The organism is Arthrobacter sp. alpha11c (assembly GCF_054149985.1).
The window spans coordinates 2,049,835-2,067,737 of the sequence record NZ_CP196747.1 but is presented as its reverse complement, the minus strand read 5'-3'; the positions used below and the strand labels follow the sequence as shown (position 1 = coordinate 2,067,737).

General features: G+C 62.9%; 14 protein-coding genes. 5 read left to right on the top strand and 9 right to left on the bottom strand.

The features are described 5' to 3' along the window. Positions 1–63: 63 nt before the first annotated feature. From ACTAQJ_RS09445 to ACTAQJ_RS09430, 4 genes are all read right to left on the bottom strand, one after another. The gene (locus ACTAQJ_RS09445; protein ID WP_498701797.1) at positions 64–1,935 is read right to left on the bottom strand and encodes an acetyl/propionyl/methylcrotonyl-CoA carboxylase subunit alpha; all 1,872 of its coding nucleotides are present in this window, start codon (positions 1,933–1,935) and stop codon (positions 64–66) included. Positions 1,936–1,995: 60 nt separating this feature from the next. Beyond that, positions 1,996–2,661 (bottom strand): Maf family protein, encoded by a 666-nt coding sequence (locus tag ACTAQJ_RS09440; protein WP_498701796.1) that lies wholly within the window; start codon positions 2,659–2,661, stop codon positions 1,996–1,998. A 355-nt stretch (positions 2,662–3,016) separates the two neighbouring features. Then, positions 3,017–5,542 carry an MMPL family transporter gene (locus ACTAQJ_RS09435; protein ID WP_431119227.1) on the bottom strand — a complete coding sequence of 842 codons (2,526 nt, stop codon included), beginning with the start codon at positions 5,540–5,542 and terminating at the stop codon, positions 3,017–3,019. Between the two features lies 1 nt (position 5,543). Further along, positions 5,544–6,263 (bottom strand): TetR/AcrR family transcriptional regulator, encoded by a 720-nt coding sequence (locus ACTAQJ_RS09430; RefSeq protein ID WP_431119228.1) that lies wholly within the window; start codon positions 6,261–6,263, stop codon positions 5,544–5,546. Between the two features lie 197 nt (positions 6,264–6,460). Here ACTAQJ_RS09430 and ACTAQJ_RS09425 point away from each other — a divergent pair, with 197 nt between their 5' ends. Beyond that, positions 6,461–7,873 carry an HNH endonuclease gene (locus ACTAQJ_RS09425; protein WP_431119229.1) on the top strand — a complete coding sequence of 471 codons (1,413 nt, stop codon included), beginning with the start codon at positions 6,461–6,463 and terminating at the stop codon, positions 7,871–7,873. Between the two features lie 120 nt (positions 7,874–7,993). On the opposite strand, the gene ACTAQJ_RS09420 is transcribed toward ACTAQJ_RS09425, so the two are convergent. The 5 genes from ACTAQJ_RS09420 to ACTAQJ_RS09400 all read right to left on the bottom strand — a co-directional run bounded on the left by ACTAQJ_RS09420 (position 7,994) and on the right by ACTAQJ_RS09400 (position 13,688). After that, positions 7,994–8,461, bottom strand: coding sequence for a YbjQ family protein (locus ACTAQJ_RS09420; RefSeq protein ID WP_431119231.1), 468 nt, complete (start codon positions 8,459–8,461; stop codon positions 7,994–7,996). 92 nt (positions 8,462–8,553) lie between these two features. After that, entirely contained in the window at positions 8,554–9,987 is a 1,434-nt protein-coding gene (locus tag ACTAQJ_RS09415) for a dicarboxylate/amino acid:cation symporter (protein WP_431119233.1), read from the bottom strand. Between the two features lie 114 nt (positions 9,988–10,101). Then, positions 10,102–11,784, bottom strand: a complete 1,683-nt coding sequence (locus ACTAQJ_RS09410) for a DUF885 domain-containing protein (RefSeq protein ID WP_498701795.1) — start codon at positions 11,782–11,784, stop codon at positions 10,102–10,104. A 75-nt stretch (positions 11,785–11,859) separates the two neighbouring features. Beyond that, positions 11,860–12,108 carry an acyl-CoA carboxylase epsilon subunit gene (locus tag ACTAQJ_RS09405; RefSeq protein ID WP_498701794.1) on the bottom strand — a complete coding sequence of 83 codons (249 nt, stop codon included), beginning with the start codon at positions 12,106–12,108 and terminating at the stop codon, positions 11,860–11,862. Further along, positions 12,105–13,688 carry an acyl-CoA carboxylase subunit beta gene (locus ACTAQJ_RS09400; protein ID WP_216925413.1) on the bottom strand — a complete coding sequence of 528 codons (1,584 nt, stop codon included), beginning with the start codon at positions 13,686–13,688 and terminating at the stop codon, positions 12,105–12,107. Before ACTAQJ_RS09400 ends, ACTAQJ_RS09405 begins: the two co-directional genes overlap by 4 nt. A gap of 217 nt (positions 13,689–13,905) precedes the next feature. Between ACTAQJ_RS09400 and ACTAQJ_RS09395 the strand changes: the two genes are divergently transcribed. Genes ACTAQJ_RS09395 through ACTAQJ_RS09380 form a run of 4 tightly spaced genes read left to right on the top strand, consistent with a single transcriptional unit; the run spans position 13,906 to position 17,548 of the window. After that, entirely contained in the window at positions 13,906–14,814 is a 909-nt protein-coding gene (locus tag ACTAQJ_RS09395; RefSeq protein ID WP_498701793.1) for an SDR family oxidoreductase, read from the top strand. Positions 14,815–14,870: 56 nt separating this feature from the next. After that, a complete protein-coding gene (locus tag ACTAQJ_RS09390) occupies positions 14,871–15,794 on the top strand; it encodes a biotin--[acetyl-CoA-carboxylase] ligase (protein ID WP_498701792.1) in 924 nt (307 codons plus the stop codon). Further along, positions 15,787–16,380, top strand: a complete 594-nt coding sequence (locus ACTAQJ_RS09385; protein WP_498701791.1) for a PH domain-containing protein — start codon at positions 15,787–15,789, stop codon at positions 16,378–16,380. The genes ACTAQJ_RS09390 and ACTAQJ_RS09385 overlap by 8 nt, the downstream gene beginning before the upstream one ends. Continuing rightward, positions 16,370–17,548, top strand: a complete 1,179-nt coding sequence (locus ACTAQJ_RS09380) for an adenylate/guanylate cyclase domain-containing protein (RefSeq protein WP_498701790.1) — start codon at positions 16,370–16,372, stop codon at positions 17,546–17,548. The genes ACTAQJ_RS09385 and ACTAQJ_RS09380 overlap by 11 nt, the downstream gene beginning before the upstream one ends. The last annotated feature ends 355 nt before the right edge of the window (positions 17,549–17,903 follow it).

Genomic DNA, 17,903 nt, shown 5'->3' with positions numbered 1-17,903 from the left:
CGGGAATTAACGACGTCGGCCCCGCACCGGAAAGTGCGGGGCCGACGTGTTTAACTTCGGTTCTTAGTCCTCGATCGTGGCGATGACAGCGCCCGCAGCGACCGTCTCACCCGCTGTGGCTGCCAGGCCGCGAACAGTGCCGGACTTGTGTGCGGTCAATGGCTGCTCCATCTTCATGGCTTCCAGGACAACGATCAGATCGCCTTCTGCCACGACGTCGCCTTCGGCAGCTGCCACCTTGACGATGGTGCCCTGCATCGGCGAGGTCAGTGCATCTCCACCGGCCGCAGCCGCTGTGGCTCCTGCAGAGCGGGAACGCTTCTTGGACTTGCCCGACTTGGTGCCCGGGCCACTGGAAACAGTGGCGACGCTGGCGCCCAAGCCGGACGGCAGGACGACCTCAAGCCGCTTGCCGCCAACCTCGACGACGACGCGCTGGCGCTCACCGGCGTCGGGCGTTTCCGTACCCGCACCGCTGGCCGTCCAAGCGGGGATGTTATTGACGAACTCGGTTTCGATCCAGCGGGTGTGGACGCTGAACGGTCCCTCCACCGGGGCGAAGGCGGGGTCCGTGACAACGGCGAGGTCGAAGGGGATGACGGTGGGAATGCCTTCCACCACCATCTCCTCAAGGGCGCGGCGCGAGCGCTGGAGGGCTTGCTCGCGGGTGGCGCCGGTGACGATCAGCTTGGACAGCATGGAGTCGAAGTTTCCGCTGATGACGTCACCCTCCTCAATGCCGGAGTCCACGCGGATGCCAGGACCCGTGGGGTTCTTCAACGTGCTGACCGTTCCGGGGGCGGGCATGAAGTTGCGGCCCGGGTCTTCGCCGGTGATGCGGAACTCGAAGGAGTGGCCGCGGACTTCGGGGTCCTCGTAGCCAAGAGCTTCGCCGCGCGCGATGCGGAACTGTTCGCGAACGAGGTCGATGCCCGTAACTTCCTCGGAAACACAGTGCTCTACCTGGAGCCGGGTGTTGACCTCGAGGAAGGAGATGGTGCCGTCCTGGCCAACCAAGAACTCGCAAGTACCGGCGCCGAGGTAGTTGGCTTCCTTCAGGATCGCCTTGGAAGATTCGTAGAGCCGCTTGTTCTGCTCCTCGCTCAAGTAGGGAGCGGGGGCTTCCTCGACGAGTTTCTGATTGCGGCGTTGTAACGAGCAGTCGCGGGTGGAGACAACCACAACGTTGCCGTAAGCATCCGCCAGGCACTGGGTCTCGACGTGGCGCGGAGCGTCGAGGAAGCGCTCGATAAAGCACTCGCCGCGACCGAAAGCTGCTGTTGCCTCACGGACGGCGGATTCGTACAGCTCAGGAATCTCTTCCATGGTGCGGGCAACCTTGATGCCGCGTCCGCCACCGCCGAAAGCAGCCTTAATGGCGATGGGCAGGCCAAATTCCTCGGCAAACTTCAGGATCTCGTCCGCGGACTCCACAGGATCAGCTGTGCCGGGGACCAGCGGGGCGCCTACTTTTTCGGCGATGTGGCGCGCCTGGACCTTGTCACCCAAGGCAGAGATCGCCTCGGGGGACGGGCCAATCCAGGTGATGCCGGCGTCGATGACTTTGGCAGCGAACTCTGCATTTTCGGCGAGGAAACCGTACCCGGGGTGGATCCCATCGGCGCCGGCCTGCTTGGCGACGTCGATGATCTTGTCCATGACCAGGTACGACTCAGCTGCGGTGTTGCCGCCAAGGGCATACGCTTCGTCGGCGAGGCGGACGTGCAGGGCGTCACGATCCGGGTCTGCGTAGACGGCTACGGAGGCGATGCCTTCGTCCCGGGCGGCTCGGATGATGCGGACCGCGATTTCGCCGCGGTTGGCAATCAAGACCTTGGTGAGAGGGCTGGAAATGGGCTGCGCCGGGTTAGCTGACAAGTTGTTGACTCCTTCTGTCCTTGAGGAGCCTAGCGTGATTGTGAGGGTTCCGCCCATATTGATGGGGGATTCCGTGTGTGAGGAGATGTTCCTTTGTAGGGTTGCTACAAATCGCTTCTACTGGTGCGCGTCGTGCGCGTCCCACAGTTCGGTGATGCCAACGTTCGCGTGGACCAGCAATTCGCGCAGGGTAGAGATGGAAAGACCCACGACGGCGTGCGGGTCACCGTCCACCTTGCGGATAAACGCGCCACCCAGGCCGTCGATGGTAAACGAGCCCGCGCAGTGCAGTGGTTCTCCGGTGGCGATGTAGGCGTCGATGTCGTTTGTGGTCATCTCGACGAAGTGAACCTCGGCACTGGACACGGAACCGACTGTTGCTCCCGTTCCGTCTGCGGGCTCGTCCTCGTCCACGTCGGCAGCGGTGTCCCGGCAATCGACAAGCCAGTGACCCGTGTGGAGAATTCCCTTGGAACCGCTCATTCGCAGCATCCGCTCACGTGCGACCTCCGCGGTGTAGGGCTTGCCGTGGGATTCGCCGTCGAACTCGAAAACCGAATCGCAGCCGATCACCAGGGCACCGTCTGCTTCGGGGAGCGCGGCGACCGCTTCGGCCTTTGCCCGGGCCAGCAGCAGCGCGGTGTCGTGTGCGTCGGTCACACCGTAGTGCGCTTGCACCGCGTCCTCGTCCACGTCCGAAACCAGGACGTCATGCTGGATCCCCGCCTCCGTCAGCAACTTGGTGCGGGCAGGGGACTGCGAGGCAAGGATCAATCGGGTCACCGTCCCAGCCTAATACGTTGTTCTCTCACGTCCTGTCCGTTTTCGGCCGATCTTCTCTCACATCCTGCCGGTTTTCGGGGCACGTTCTCTCACATCACGCCGGTTTTCGGGGCACGTTCTCTCACATCACCTCGATGTGCCGCCGCCGACCCTCACTCGCCACACGGCGGCCGGGGTTATCAATGCCCTGATGCAGCTCGACGCCAAGCACGACCTCATCGTGTGACAAGGGCACCTGCTAACGATGCACGCAGAAATGCCCGACGTCGGCGCCCAAGAGTTGAGTGCCGACGTCGAGCTTTCCGGGTGGATGTGAGAGAACGTCTGTCAGATCGGGGGTGGATGTGAGAGAAGGTTAGTGGACCAGTTCCTCGGAGCCGGCCTTCGGGCGATCGCTGCGGTTCAGTTTGGCGCCTTCGACGTCCACATCCGGCAGGACGCGCTGCAACCACCTGGGCAACCACCACGCCTTCTCGCCAAGCAGGTACATGACGGCGGGAACGATGGTCATACGGACTACGAACGCATCTATGAGCACACCGAACGCCATCGCGAAGCCCAACGGCCGGACCATGGTGAGGTGGCTGAAAATGAAGCCTGAGAACACGCTGACCATGATGATCGCGGCCGCCGTGACCACTGCTGCCGCGTGGCTGAAGCCGGTACGTACGGCGTGTTTAGCGTTCTCACCATGCATGAAGGATTCACGCATGCCCGATGTGATGAACACCTGATAGTCCATCGCAAGGCCAAACAGCACACCGATCAGGATGATCGGCAGGAAGCTCAGGACTGCGCCCGGGTTGGCGACGTCGAAAATCGCACCCAACCAGCCCCACTGGTAAACCGCCACGACGGCGCCAAATGCGGCAGCCAGCGACAAGAGGAACCCGCCGGTGGCGAGCAGAGGCACGACAATCGAGCGGAAGACGAGCAGCAACAGGATCAGCGAAAGTCCGACGACGATCGCCAAGTACGGCGGCAGGGCAGCGCCGAGCTTTGCGGAGACATCGATGTTGCCGGCAGTCTGGCCGGTGAGGCCGATGCTGACATCGAGGTCCTCGCGGATTTGGGTGCCCTTGGCCCGGACGTCGGAAACTACCTGGACTGTGCTGGCGCTTGCTGGTCCTTCTTTGGGAATGACCTGGAAGACGGCCGTCTGGCGATCTTCGCTCAGGGCCACCGGCACCGCCGCTGTGACATTCTCCACGCTGCGCAGCTGTTCGGCGACGTCGAACTGCTTGTTCTTGGCATCGGTTTCGCTGAGGCCTTCCGGGAACCCGGCCACGACGACGATCGGCCCCGTGACGCCCTCGCCGAAGCTGTTGCGTGTGAGGTCGTAGGCTTTGAAGGCTTGCGAATCGACAGGCTCGGATCCGCCGTCGGGGAGTGCCAGTCGAAGCTGGGAAGCCGGCAGCGCCAGGGCGCCCAACAGCACGACGCTGGCCACGAGGGAAACCCAGGGGTGCCGTGTGACCAAACCGCCCCAGCCACTGCTGCTGCGCTTCTCTTCCAGGGCCCGATCCGCGGCTTCGTGGCCCGGCTCGGCATTGTGCTTGGCGGCCTTGGCCCATGCGCGCTTGGAGATCAGCTTGCGGCCGATCAACGCCAGAATGGCGGGGGTCAGCGTCAAAGCCACGACGACGGCGACGGCAACTGTCGCTGCGGCGGCAACACCCATCACAGCCAGGAAGGGCAGCCCCGGGACCACAAGTGCCGCCAGCGCGATGATGACGGTGAGGCCCGCGAACAGCACGGCATTTCCGGACGTCCCGGTGGCGAGGGCTGCGGATTCCTCGCCGTCCATCCCGGCCAGAAGCTGGTTGCGGTGGCGGTTGACGATGAACAGGGAGTAGTCGATGCCGACTGCAAGCCCAAGCATCAGGGCGAGCATCGGGGAGATGGAGCTCATGTTGATCACGCCAGTCAGTGCGAATGTTCCGCCGACGCCCACAGCCACGCCAATCAGTGCCATGACGAGGGGCAGGCCCGCTGCGATGAGGGTGCCCAGCATGAGGATCAGAACGAGGGCTGCCACAGCGACACCGATGATCTCCGCGACTCCGAAGATCTGTGAGACGTCCTCGGTGATTTCCTTGCTGGCATACGCCGTGACACCGGCCGAGGAAACACCGTGAACAACGTCCTGAACTTGCTTGCGGACGGCGGGATCAACGGCGTTGATGGAGGTCTTGAATTGGACCTGGGCGATGGCGGCCTTGTTGTCGGTGGACACGAAACGCATCCCTTGGGAGGCCTCCAGCTGGCGCTTTCCCAAGGCCAACGCGGTGGCTCCGTCGGCTGCTTCCTTGGCGCCGGCGTCGAGCTTTGCTTTGTTGGCGGCGAGTTCGGCACGCTGCGGCGCGAGTTGGGCCTCGATTTGTGCAGGCGGGAGGCCTGCGGCCGTCATCTGCTGTTCCGCTCCCGCGAGCTGGGCTTCGCCCGCTTCCAGTTGGGCGCGGGCCGCGTCCAGCTGGGTCTTGCCTTCGGCAGCCTTCGCTTCGCCTGCGGCAATCTCGCCGGCCGCCTTGTCCAGCTGGTCCTGGGTGGTGAACGGATTCACCGTTCCCTGCACGTCCGGCATGGCTTCAAGCTTGGTGAGCGCAGTGGCTACGGCATCCTTCTTGGCTTGGTCAAAACCGGAGTCGCCGGCGTCGAAGGCCACGCTCGCCGAACCGCCGGACGCGTCGGGCAGGGCTTCTTTGAGTTTGTCGGCCATCCTCTGCGTTTCCGTGCCAGGGATGCTGAAGTTGTTGGACATGGTGCCGTGGAAGGCGGCGGCCGAACCTCCGACGGCCACCAGGACTGCCAGCCACAGCGAGATGACCAGCCAGCGGCGGCGGTAAGAAAACTTGCCCAGGCGGTAGAGGAACGAGGCCATGTCAGAACCGATCTGTGGAGGAGGAGGATGATGCATGCGCGGCTGGCGCCGCTTGCGGGGTGACTTCCGACGACGGCGCGAAGCCGGCCCCCAGCAGGCCCATGGCGTCGATGAGGTACTGCCGGAGAGTCGCCAGCGATTCGGCCGACAGGTCGGGACCCCGCTCGGCGAACCAGACTGTCATGGCCGCCTTGCCGCATGAGATGACGGATCCGGCAAGGGCATGCAAGTAGAGCTCGCTGGTCTCTGGTCCAAGTCTGCTGCGGGCGGCGTCGATAATCTGCCCCGTGCAGTGTTCCCATGCTTCGAGTTCGGAACGGGCCAGGGAACGGTTCTCCTGGGTGAGGCTGAAAAGTTCGGCCATAGGTGCTACCGACATGGGGTCAGCGAGGGCCACCAGCGCGGCCTGTGCGGATTCGAGGATCGATTCCTCGGCTGGCCTCAACCGGAATTGCTCAAGGGCGCGATCCATGAAGCCGTCGGCCACGGACGCGAGGGCAGCCTCGAGGCTCGCGAAGTAGTTGAAGAAGGTCCGTCGGGAAACGCCTGCACTCGCGGTGATGTCCTCCACCGTGAAATTGCCGGGGCCGTTGCTGCGGAGAAGGTCAAGGGCTGCGGTGGCGATGGAGGCGCGGGTTGCCGCCTTGTTGAGCTCGCGCCGTGAGGGGCCGCTGGTTTCGGCGGGCTCCACGGTGGTGGGCTGATTGTTTACTGGGGTCACATACTTACACTAAGTGCAACTTTGCACTCTGCGCAATTTTTTCTTGGAGGGCGCCGAAAAATCTGGTTCGCATTGCACGCAAACTCAATCCGACGCGGGGCGAGCACGGCTACTCCTGTACGCAAAATCTGGGGGGCTAATAATGTCCGTGCCCACTGGAAGAGTGTGTGTATGCAGCAGAACCGGGAGGGAAAACAATGACAGCAGTCGCGTCGCCACGTGTTCCTGCTCGCTTAATCCCTCCCGTTCCGGCAAGCGTGGTGAGCGGGGACCTCATTGATCAGTTGCGTGTGCTGGAAGACATGAAGTCCGCCATCGCTGGTTTGCAGGCCAAGATCGCTGTGGCGTTCGATCTCGCCCAGCGCCAAGCCCAGGCGGAGATGGGCACTCCGGCGGCTGAGCAGGGCCAGGGTGTCGGTGCACAGATCGCCCTCGCCCGGCGGGAATCACCGAACAAAGGATCCCGGCTCCTCGGACTGGCCAAGGCCCTGGTCTCGGAAATGCCGCGGACCATGGCAGCCCTGGAAACCGGACACTTGAACGAATGGCGTGCCACACTGCTCGTGAAGGAAACAGCCTGCCTCTCCGTCGAAGACCGGGCCGCCGTGGATGAAGAACTCGCCCCCGATACCGGAACCTTCGACGGCGCCGGAGACAAAACCATCATCGCCGCCGCACGAGCCGCAGCCTACCGGCGCGACCCACGCTCCGTGACCCAACGAGCAGCCCATGCCGCGTCCGAACGGCACGTCAGCCTCCGCCCAGCCCCTGACACCATGACCATCTTCACGGCGTTGCTCCCCGTTGCCCAGGGTGTCGCCGCCTACGCCGCGCTGACCCGGCACGCCGATTCGGCCCGCTCCGGCGGGGACACCCGGAACCGGGGCCAAGTCATGGCCGACACCCTCGTCGAACGCCTCACCGGCACACCCGGCGGGATCACGGGCGTTAACCTCAATCTCGTCATGACCGACCGCACCCTCTTCCAAGGCGACAGCGAACCAGCCCGCCTCCAGGGCTACGGAATCGTCCCCGCAGGGTGGGCCAGGACGCTCATCGCCGGAGGCAGCAACCAGACGCACGGCGAACCAGCGAACGGCGACGCAGACGGAGAGGCGCGAATCAAAGGTCAGGCCAGAATCGAACGTCAGGCCGAGGTCGCCAGGCAAGGGGAATCGGGGCAGGCCAACTCGGATACGGAACGCACGGGCCGTGAGGAGTTCAAAGTCTTGCTCCGCCGGCTCTACACCGCACCCACCTCCGGTGAACTGCTGGCCATGGACTCCAAAGCCCGGACCTTCCCACGAGGAATGCGACGCTTCATCGAAACCCGGGACGACACCTGCCGCACACCCTACTGCGACGCGCCCATCCGCCACATCGACCACATCGTCCCGTGGCATAACGGCGGTGCCACGAGCTTGGCCAACGGGGCCGGGCTCTGTGAAGCCTGCAACCACACCAAGGAAAACCCTGGCTGGGCGGCAAAAACTGTGCCCGGAAGCGTCCATACCAGCCGCATCAGCACACCGACGGGCCATACATACCAATCCAAGGCCCCACCTGTGCCCGGTCACCCACCCCGGTCAACATTGGCGTCCAAAACCTAGGCCCACAACAGGAAGATTTACGTCCCGGTACGACGAATCCCGCCCTTGTTCGCCCTACTCACCGCACAAGTGCGAGGAGAGCGAACAAGAGCGGGACGCTGTGACGCGGAGGGAAGTAGGTCAGAACTGGTGCGGGGGAGCCTGGGGCGTAGGGTGAGTCGGCTGCGCTGGCTGTTGCTGCGCCTGCTGAGCCTGCTGCCCTTGTGCGGGCTGGGACGCTGTCTTGGTCAAGTACACGGACTGGCCGGTCGCGCCGGGTTCGCCTTCGCCGAGCGGGAGCACGTAAACGGCCGTGCCATACGCGCAGACTTCCGTCCAGTTGGTCCCCATTTCGGACGTGTCGAAACGCATGGCGACAATTGCGTTGGCGCCGCGCTGCTGCGCTTCGTTGACCATGCGGGCCATGACTTCTTGCCGGCTTTCGTAGAGTGCCCTGGTCATTTCGGGCAGCTCGCCGCCACCGAGGGAGCGGAAACCGGCAAGCATCTGGGAGCCGATATCGCGGGAACGGACAGTGAGGCCCATGACTTCGCCGAAGACGGCGTCGATCCGGTGGCCAGGTATCTCATTGGAGGTGACGATCAACATGTTCCGAGCCTATCCAGCTTTCGCCGTTAAACCGCGCAATCCCCGGGGGAGAAGTCCCCAAGGGATTGCGCGGTGCGAAAAGCCAGCTGGTGCTATGCCTTGGAATCGGCCAGTTCGCGCGCCTCGTTCTCGGCAGCAGCAGTGTCGTTGGCGAACTCGTCGGCGAACGCGGCACCATTGCGGGGCGCGTTGTACAGCGATTCGTCCAGAATGCCTTGGCGCTTGGCGACGATTGCAGGGATGAGCGCCTGGCCCGCCACGTTGACGGCCGTGCGGCCCATGTCCAGGATGGGGTCGATCGCCAGCAGGAGTCCGACGCCGGCCAGCGGCAGTCCCAGCGTGGACAGGGTCAGCGTGAGCATGACGACGGCGCCCGTGGTACCTGCCGTGGCCGCAGAACCGAGCACGGACACCAGCACAATGAGCAGGTACTGGCTGAAGTCCAGATTGATACCGAAGAACTGGGCCACGAAGATCGCTGCGATGGCAGGGTAGATCGCTGCGCAACCGTCCATTTTGGTGGTGGCGCCCAGCGGTACGGCAAAGGAAGCGTAGCCCGAGGGAACGCCGAGGTTACGCTCGGCGACACGCTGGGTGAGCGGCAGCGTACCGATCGAGGAACGGGAGACGAAGGCCAACTGCACGGCCGGCCATACACCGGAGAAGTACTGCTTGATGGAAAGGCCGTGGACGCGGACCAGGATCGGATACAGGACGAAGAGCACCAGTGCCAGGCCAATGTAGATGGCGGCAGTGAACTTGCCAAGGGAGCCGATGGTGTCCCAGCCGTAGATGGCAACGGCGTTACCAATCAGGCCGATAGTGCCCAGTGGGGCGATGCGGATGATCCACCACAGCACCTTCTGGATGACGGCCAATGCCGAGGCGTTGAAGGTCAGGAAGGCTTCTGCCTGCTTGCCGACCTTGAGGGCAGCGATGCCGACGGCGATCGCGACTACCAGGATCTGGAGCACATTGAAGCTGACGGAGGTGCTGACCGTGGTGGCAGCGTTGGCGCTCTCCGTGACAGTGGAACTCGCGCCGAGTCCGAGGAAGTTCTTCGGGAAGAGCCCGATCAGGAATGCCCACCAGTCACCGGTTTTGCCGGCGTACTCGGCCTTCTGCGTGATCCCGGTAGCTGCACCAGGCTGCAGGAGCACACCCAGGCCGATGCCGATGAGCACCGAAACCAGTGAGGTGATGGCGAACCAAAGCAGCGTGTTCCAGGCTAGGCGGGCCGCGTTGGAAACCTGTCGAAGGTTCGCGATGGAGCTCACCACCGCGGTGAAGATCAAAGGAACGACGGCGGTCTGCAGCAACGAGACGTAGCTGGAGCCAATCGTTTGAAGAGTTGCGCCGAGGCCGTTGGGGGCGGTCTTGGTGCTGCCGGTGTACTTGGCGATGAGGCCAAGTACGAGGCCGATAATGAGGGCTGCAATGATCTGGACGCCGAAGGATCCTGCCCACTTGGGAAGCTGGAAGCCGTTCTTTCCAGGCGCGGAAGTGATGTTATTTGAGGTGCTCACAGGAACACGCTAGGTGCACCCCAAATAACATAGCGAACGGACGTTTAGAAATATTACGTACCTATGAAGTTATTCCCGCCGTAGGTGTGGCGTGCGTCTCGGGGCGGTTGGCGATTACCCCAGCAACGCCCGGCGCAATACGTCCAAGCCGACCGAGCCGATGTTCAGTGCCTTGCTGTGGAAGGACTTGAGATCGAACCCTTCGCGGGTTTCAAGCTCGGCCCGGATCTGCTCCCAGAGCCGCTGACCCACCTTGTACGAGGGTGCTTGCCCGGGCCAGCCGAGGTAGCGGGTGAATTCGAACTGGAGCTGGCCTTCGCTGATGTCGAGGTTGGCCTTGAGGAAGTCAAAGCCCTTCTCGGGTGTCCAGGTTCCGGTGCCCCAGCGTTCGGGGACGGGTAGTTCCAGGTGAACGCCAATGTCGAACACAACGCGGGCGGCACGCATGCGTTGGCCGTCCAACATGCCCATATGGTCGCCGGGGTCTTTGAGGTAGCCGAGTTCGAGCATGAGTTGCTCGGCGTAGAGTGCCCAGCCTTCGCCGTGTCCGGAGACCCAGCAGACGTTGCGGCGCCAGTTGTTGAGGAGTTCGCGGCGGTAGGTGGCGGTGGCGACCTGGAGGTGGTGGCCGGGGACGCCTTCGTGGAAGACCGTGGTTGTTTCGGACCAGGTGGTGAAGGTGTCTTCGCCGGCGGGAACGGACCACCACATGCGGCCGGGCCGGGAGAAGTCGTCGGACGGGCCGGTGTAGTAGATGCCGCCTTCGTCGGTGGGGGCGATCATGCATTCGAGGGTTTTCATGACGTCCGGGATGTCGAAGTGGACGTCTGCGAGCTCGGATACTGCGCGGTCCGAGAGTTCCTGCATCCACGCCTTCAGGGCGTCCGTTCCCTTGATCTGGCGGGCGGGATCGTTGTTGAGGATGCTTTTGGCTTCTTCGATGCTGGCGCCGGGCTTGATCTGCGCGGCTACCTTTTCCTGTTCGCCGATGAGCCGTTCAAGCTCCTGGACGCCCCAGGCATACGTTTCTTCCAGATCGACTTCGGCGCCAATAAATGAGCGGGAGGCCAGTGCATACCGTTCCCGTCCCACCGCGTCCTTTTCCGGGGCAACGGGGAGAAGCTCGTCCTGGAGGAAAGTACCCAACGACTCGTAGGCTGATCGCGCAGCTGAGGTTCCGGCGTCGAGCTTGGACTGAACGTCTGCGGGAAGCGGCTGCCCACCAAGGGAAGCGGATGAAGCCATCTTGGCGAAGAAGCCGTCCGCGGCGGCGTAGCGGGCGGTCTGTTCGATAACGATCCGAACCTGGCGCGCCGCGGCTGCTTTGCCGTCTTCCTTGGCAGCGCGAAGGGAGGAAATGTAGCCCTCGATGGCACCTGGAACGTTGGCGGCACGGCCGGCAATGTGCTCCCATTGCTCCACGGTGTCCGTGGGCATGAGATCGAAGATGGCGCGGATATCCTGCGCGGGCGAGGCGATGTTGTTGAGGTCGGCAGCATCCCAGCCGGTTTCGTGGATCTCCAGCTCCAGGCCGAGCCGCTCGCGCATTGCGTCCAGGGTGACGACGTCGGATTCGTCGGTCGGTTCCAACGCCGCCAGCGATTCCAACGCCTGCCGGGCGGCCTGTGCGTGGGCCTCGGCGCCCGCGGGCGAGTAGTCCTGATATTCAGTCTCGTGCCCCGGCAACCCCAACGTGGTGGCGAAGCTGGGATTGAGTTCGATCAGCTTTTCCGTGTACGCGTCAGCAACGGAATCGATGGCGGTCTTGGGGCGTGCAGGCGTGTTTGCAGTAGTCACCCACAGAGCCTAACCGTGAGTCGGCTCACGTGAAAGGGTTGTTGCACTTTCTTCCCGCCACCACGATGAAGCGAACTATCCGCGGCTGCGCTTCCACGCGCCCGGACCCGGCGTGGGGTCCAGGCGCAACTGCTGACGACGCACCCAATGACGAACGTTCGGCTTTGCAGCCTCGGGCGTCTGGGGTACTCCGGCAGAAGCAACGACGGCGGCAAGCGCAGCGAGCTCTTCAGCGGTTGGTTCGCCCTTGACCACGGAGAACATGGGAGCAACGGGTTCGGGCGCTGAAGGGCTTTCGTCTGCCCTATGCTTTGCCGGGCTCACAGCGGGATGTTCCCGTGCTTTTTGGTGGGCAGGCTGGCGCGTTTGTCGCGAAGGGCGCGCAGGCCGCGGATGATCTGGAGACGCGTGTCAGAAGGTGCAATGACGGCGTCCACATAGCCCAGCTGAGCTGCCTGGTAAGGGTTGAGGAGTTCTTCCTCATACCCTTGGATGATCTCGGCGCGCTTGGCCTCGACGTCGCCGCCGGCCTCGGCAACCGCTGCGAGGTCGCGACGGTAAAGGATGTTTACCGCACCCTGGGCGCCCATGACGCCGATCTGGGCGGTGGGCCACGCGAGGTTCAGGTCCGCGCCGAGCTTCTTGGAGCCCATCACGATGTACGCGCCGCCGTAGGCCTTGCGGGTGATGACGGTGAGCTTGGGCACGGTGGCTTCAGCGTAGGCATACAGGAGTTTGGCGCCTCGACGGATGATTCCCTGGAATTCCTGGTCCTTGCCGGGGAGGAAGCCGGGCACGTCCACCAACGTGATGATGGGGATGTTGAAAGCATCGCAGTGCCGGACGAACCGGGCGGCTTTCTCGGATGCGGAGATGTCCAGGGTGCCTGCGAACTGCATGGGCTGGTTCGCAACGATGCCAACTGTGTGGCCTTCGACCCGCCCGTAGCCAATGATCACGTTGGGGGCGTAGAGCGACTGCATTTCAAGGAAGTGGGCGTCGTCCACGATCTGCTCAATGACCTTGCGCATGTCGTACGGCTGATTGGCCGAATCAGGGATCAGCCCATCCAAGGCGAGATCGTCGTCGTCGAGTTCCAATTCCTGGTCGTGTTCTACAACCGGCGCCTCGGAGAGGTTGTTGGAAGGCAGGAAATCAAGGAGTTCGCGGACGAATTCGATGGCGTCGGCTTCGTCAGAGGCAAGGTAAGTGGACGTTCCGGTGGTGGCGTTGTGCTGGCGGGCACCGCCCAGGGTTTCCATATCCACGTCCTCGCCCGTGACGGTCTTGATGACATCCGGGCCGGTGATGAACATGTGCGAAGTCTTGTCCACCATGACCACGTAGTCGGTCAGGGCGGGGGAGTAGGCAGCGCCGCCGGCGCACGGGCCCATGATGAGCGAGATCTGCGGGACGACGCCGGAGGCATGGACGTTGTTGCGGAAGATATCCGCGAACATGGCAAGGGAAGCCACGCCTTCCTGGATGCGCGCGCCACCGCCGTCGTTGATGCCCACTACAGGGCAGCCGTTGCGGAGGGCGAACTCCTGGACCTTGACGATCTTCTCGCCGTTGACCTGGCTCAAGGAGCCGCCGTAGACGCTGAAGTCCTGGCTGTAGATGGCAACGAGGCGCCCGTCCACTGTGCCGTAACCGGAGACGACGCCGTCGCCCAGGGGCTTCTTTTTCTCCATGCCGAAGGCTGTGGAACGGTGGACGGCGAGGGCGTCGAACTCAACGAATGACTCGGGATCGACCAGGAGGTCAATGCGTTCGCGGGCAGTGTTCTTACCGCGTGCGTGTTGCTTTTCGATCGCTTCCGGGCCGGAAGGCTGCTCTGCACGGGCCTGGCGGTCGCGGAAGTCTGCAATCTTTCCCGCTGTCGTTGTCAGATCGTGGCTCATCAAGTGTCTCCGGCTCTGTAGCTGATTTTCGCTGGCGCAGTTCTGGTGCAAACAAGTAGCTGACTTAAGTCAGCTTCCGTACAAAGAACAGGCCCCGCTGGCCAGTCTAGTGACGCCATTGCCGCGAACCGCTGTAGAAACCCTACAATTTTCAGCGCCCAAGCCAAAGCTGTCGCTATGTTACCCGCGAGTAACATACTTGGGTTAGAGTGTCTCCATGACTCCAAGCAACGATGCTTCCCCAGCTTCCGAAGAGAGTAAGCCGAAGGGCAGCACTCCTTATGTAGCCAGCGGTTCGCTCAAGGGCCGCACCATCATCATGTCCGGCGGCAGCCGTGGCATCGGACTGGCCATCGCCACCCGCGCAGCCCGCGACGGCGCCAATATCGTACTGATGGCCAAGACCGGAGAACCCCACCCGAAACTTGAGGGAACCGTCTTCACCGCGGCTGATCAACTGGTCGCCGCCGGTGGTCAGGCTCTGCCCCTCGTGGGCGATGTCCGCAATGACGACGACGTCGCCGCAGCGGTGAGTGCCGCCGTCGAGCGTTTTGGGGGAATCGACATCGTCATCAACAACGCGTCAGCCATCGACCTCTCCCGCACGGATGCGATTGACATGAAGCGCTACGACCTCATGCAGGACATTAACGTCCGGGGAACCTTCCTGCTCTCGAAGCTGTCCCTCCCTGCACTGCGGGAATCCGGGAACGGGCACATCCTCACGCTGTCTCCACCGCTGAACCTCGATCCAAAATGGGCCGGGATGCATCTCGCCTACACCATGGCCAAGTATGGAATGAGCCTCACCACCTTGGGACTCGCCGAAGAGTTAAAGAGCGACGGCGTTTCGGTCAACTCGCTCTGGCCTTGCACGCTGATCGATACCGCGGCGATCCGGAACATGCCTGGCGGGCAGCAGATTGTGAAGGCCGCCCGTGGACCGGAGATCATGGCTGATGCTGCGCACGCTGTGCTGACTGGCGCCAACCTTGCCGACGGCGTCACGGGTTCGGGGAACTTCTACACCGACGAAGAAGTCCTCAGGGCTGCCGGCGTGAAGGAGTTTGCGCCATACAGCCTCGGCGCGCCTGAGGACCGTCTGGTGCCAGACATCTTCCTCTAAGCGGATTCCCATGGTTCGGGCAAGTTCTGCGGGCCGCAACTGGATAGGATTCAGCTATGGATGCCGAACAGCCTGCCAGCAGCGAACCCCTCGTCCCCAGGTCCGGGGAAGACCGGCCATCATTGGACCGTCAGGCGCTGCTCGAGCCTGATTTCCTGTCGGCAACCGGTATTTCCCAATTGAACATTGTCGAGTCCACGGGATCCACCAACCAGGACCTCGTGCGTGCCGTAACCGTTGAGCCCAAAAAATGGGCTGATCTCGCCGTGTTGACCGCCGAACACCAGACGGCGGCACGCGGACGGCTGGACAGGCACTGGGAATCGCCGGAGCGCTCTGCCGTTTCAGTGTCGATGGTGCTGCGGCCCGTCACAGCCGAAGGCATGCCCGTGCCGACGCAGAGTTACTCATGGCTCTCACTGCTTGCCGCCGTTGCCCTGCGCGAAGCATTGCAGGAAACGGCTGGCGTTACGGCAGAAATCAAGTGGCCCAATGACGTCCTGGTCAATGGACGCAAGATCGCCGGAATCCTCGCCCAGATGACGCCGCTGGGTGACGGGTCGGTCCCTGCAGTGATCCTGGGCGTTGGCCTCAACGTCTCGCTGGCGCAGGATGAATTGCCGGTGCCAACCGCTACATCGCTGGCCTTGGAAGGGGCCACGACGACGGACCGCACCGCGCTGCTGAAGAGCTACCTTTCACGCTTCAGCCGGCTTTACCGCAGCTTCTGCAACTCAGAAGGCGATCCCGCGGCAGGGTTGGCAGGTGGGCCCTCGCTGCATAAGCGCGTTGAGTCGGCAATGGTCACCTTGGGACGCGAGGTGCGCGCGCACCTGCCCGGTGATCACGAAGTGGTGGGCCATGCCTCCCGATTGGACGAGCACGGATCGCTCCTGGTGGTGGACCACGGCGGCCGGGAACATGTTGTGACGGCTGGTGATGTGGTCCATCTGCGCGCCACGGAAAGCGGTTATGCGTAAAGAGTTGCTTCCGGGGGAGCAGGTCATCACCATCACGCGGCAACAGGCCCGCTCGCTGTTCTTGCCAACGCTGGCCTTCATAGTGGTTCCTGCCCTGGCAGCCTACGCCTGTGCGTGGATTGTCAAAGGAAATCCGCAACGCCTTGCCCCATTCATTACAGTGGAATGGACGCCATGGCTTGTCGGTGCCTGCGTGGGCCTGGCAGGGCTCGTGCTGGTGACCTACAGCTTGAAGCGGGTGTTGAAATGGCGTTCAGTCAGGTTCATCCTGACAAGTCGCCGGATAATTGCCAAGTACGGAATGTTTCGCCGCGGCGACTGGCAGGTGTCATTGATGGCGGTCCGCAGCGTGGGGGTCCACCAGAACCTGCTGCAGCGGACATTGCACTCCGGGAATATATCCTTGGATACCGGGCCCTCTGGCGAATCCGTCTTGACTGACGTACCGGAGGTCGGAAAATTCAGGGGCTACATTCTTGACGCCATGGATGAACTGCCCAATCGTGGGGTTTTTGAGGGTGAAGTCCTGTCGGACTTTGATGGGTTGCCGTGGGAATTGAGAGAAGGTGGAAGAGATGAGCGTTGAGGATCAGAAGTCCGGCGAGGACCTGGACGAGGAGTTCGACGCCGTACCCGAACCTTCAGTGGATGAGGACACGGAACCAGCGCCCGTCCAAGCGCCCGTGACCACCGGCCCGCCCACCGGCGTGATGTCCGCAGAACGCCTGGCCATCAAAGCGCTTGAGGCGAGGTTGCTTGGCGGCGAACGCAAGCTCCGCCGTCGTGAAGTTGCTGCAGGTGCCGGTGTCTCCATTCTTTCCGCGCGGAAGTTGTGGCGGGCTTTGGGCTTCCCCAACTTCGGCGACGACGACGTCGCTTTCACCGAACGTGACCAAGCAGCGTTGTCCACCATTCTTGACCTTGTCCGGGCAGGGATCCTCACCGAGGAAGCTGCGATATCCGTTACCCGCTCCATCGGCCAGATGACGGACCGCATGGTGGTCTGGCAGATCGAGGCCCTGGTTGAAGACATGGTCCAGGAGCAAGGAATTCCGGATGCCGTGGCCCGCAAGCAACTTGTGGGCCAGTTGCCGGCCCTGGTGGATTCCCTGGAAGAGATCCTGGTCTACTCGTATCGTCGTCAACTCAATGCCGGTGTTCAGCGGCTTGCCGTTCGCGCCGAGGCAGGCCTGCAAGCGAGCGAGGAAGGACGCGAAGGGGACGAGGACGATTCTCCTTTGCCCTTGGCGCGTGCCGTAGGGTTCGCCGACCTCGTCTCCTACACAAGCCTCTCCCGGCGCATGAACGAGAAAACCCTGGCCCAAATGGTCCAGCGCTTCGAGAACAAATGCGCCGAGATCATCTCCGTGGGCGGCGGGCGCCTGGTGAAAACCGTGGGCGACGAAGTGCTTTATATTGCCGAGACCCCGGCGGCGGGCGCGGAAATTTCCCTCGCGTTGGCACAAGCCTTCACGGAAGACGAGATCCTGCCCCAGGCTCGGGTGTCCATGGTGTGGGGTCGCATCCTGTCCCGACTCGGCGACATCTATGGCCCCACCGTTAACCTTGCGGCCCGCCTCACCACCCTGGCCCAGCCGGGGACGGTTCTGGTTGATGCTATGACCGCTGCTGCACTCGGACAGGACGAACGCTTCGTGCTGGTCCCGCAAAAGTCCGAGAACGTCCGTGGTTTCGGTGAAATCCACCCGGTGATGCTCGCGCGTGGCCGCGGCAAGGGGCTGGTGCTGGACTAAACGCTCTCTCACGTCCTGCGGGTTTTTGGCGATCCTTCTCTCACGTCGTGTGGGTTTTTGGCGATCCTTCTCTCACGTCCTGCGGGTTTTTGGTGATTGTTCTCTCACTGCGGGTTTTTGGTGATTGTTCTCTCACGTCGTGTGGGTTTTTGGTGCCCGGGCCGGTGAGGTTCCCGATGCCTGCGAGGCCGGATTCCCAGCTGTCTTCCTCCCGGCTGATCTCTCCTCGACGATCTGTCCCGCCGCCTGTCATGAGACAGGGTTGGCCGCATCGCTCCCTCACGGAAAGCCGCAGCGTACCCCAGGAATACGGTGCGGATGAGAGAGGGATCGGGACAAGCGGTGGGGATGTGAG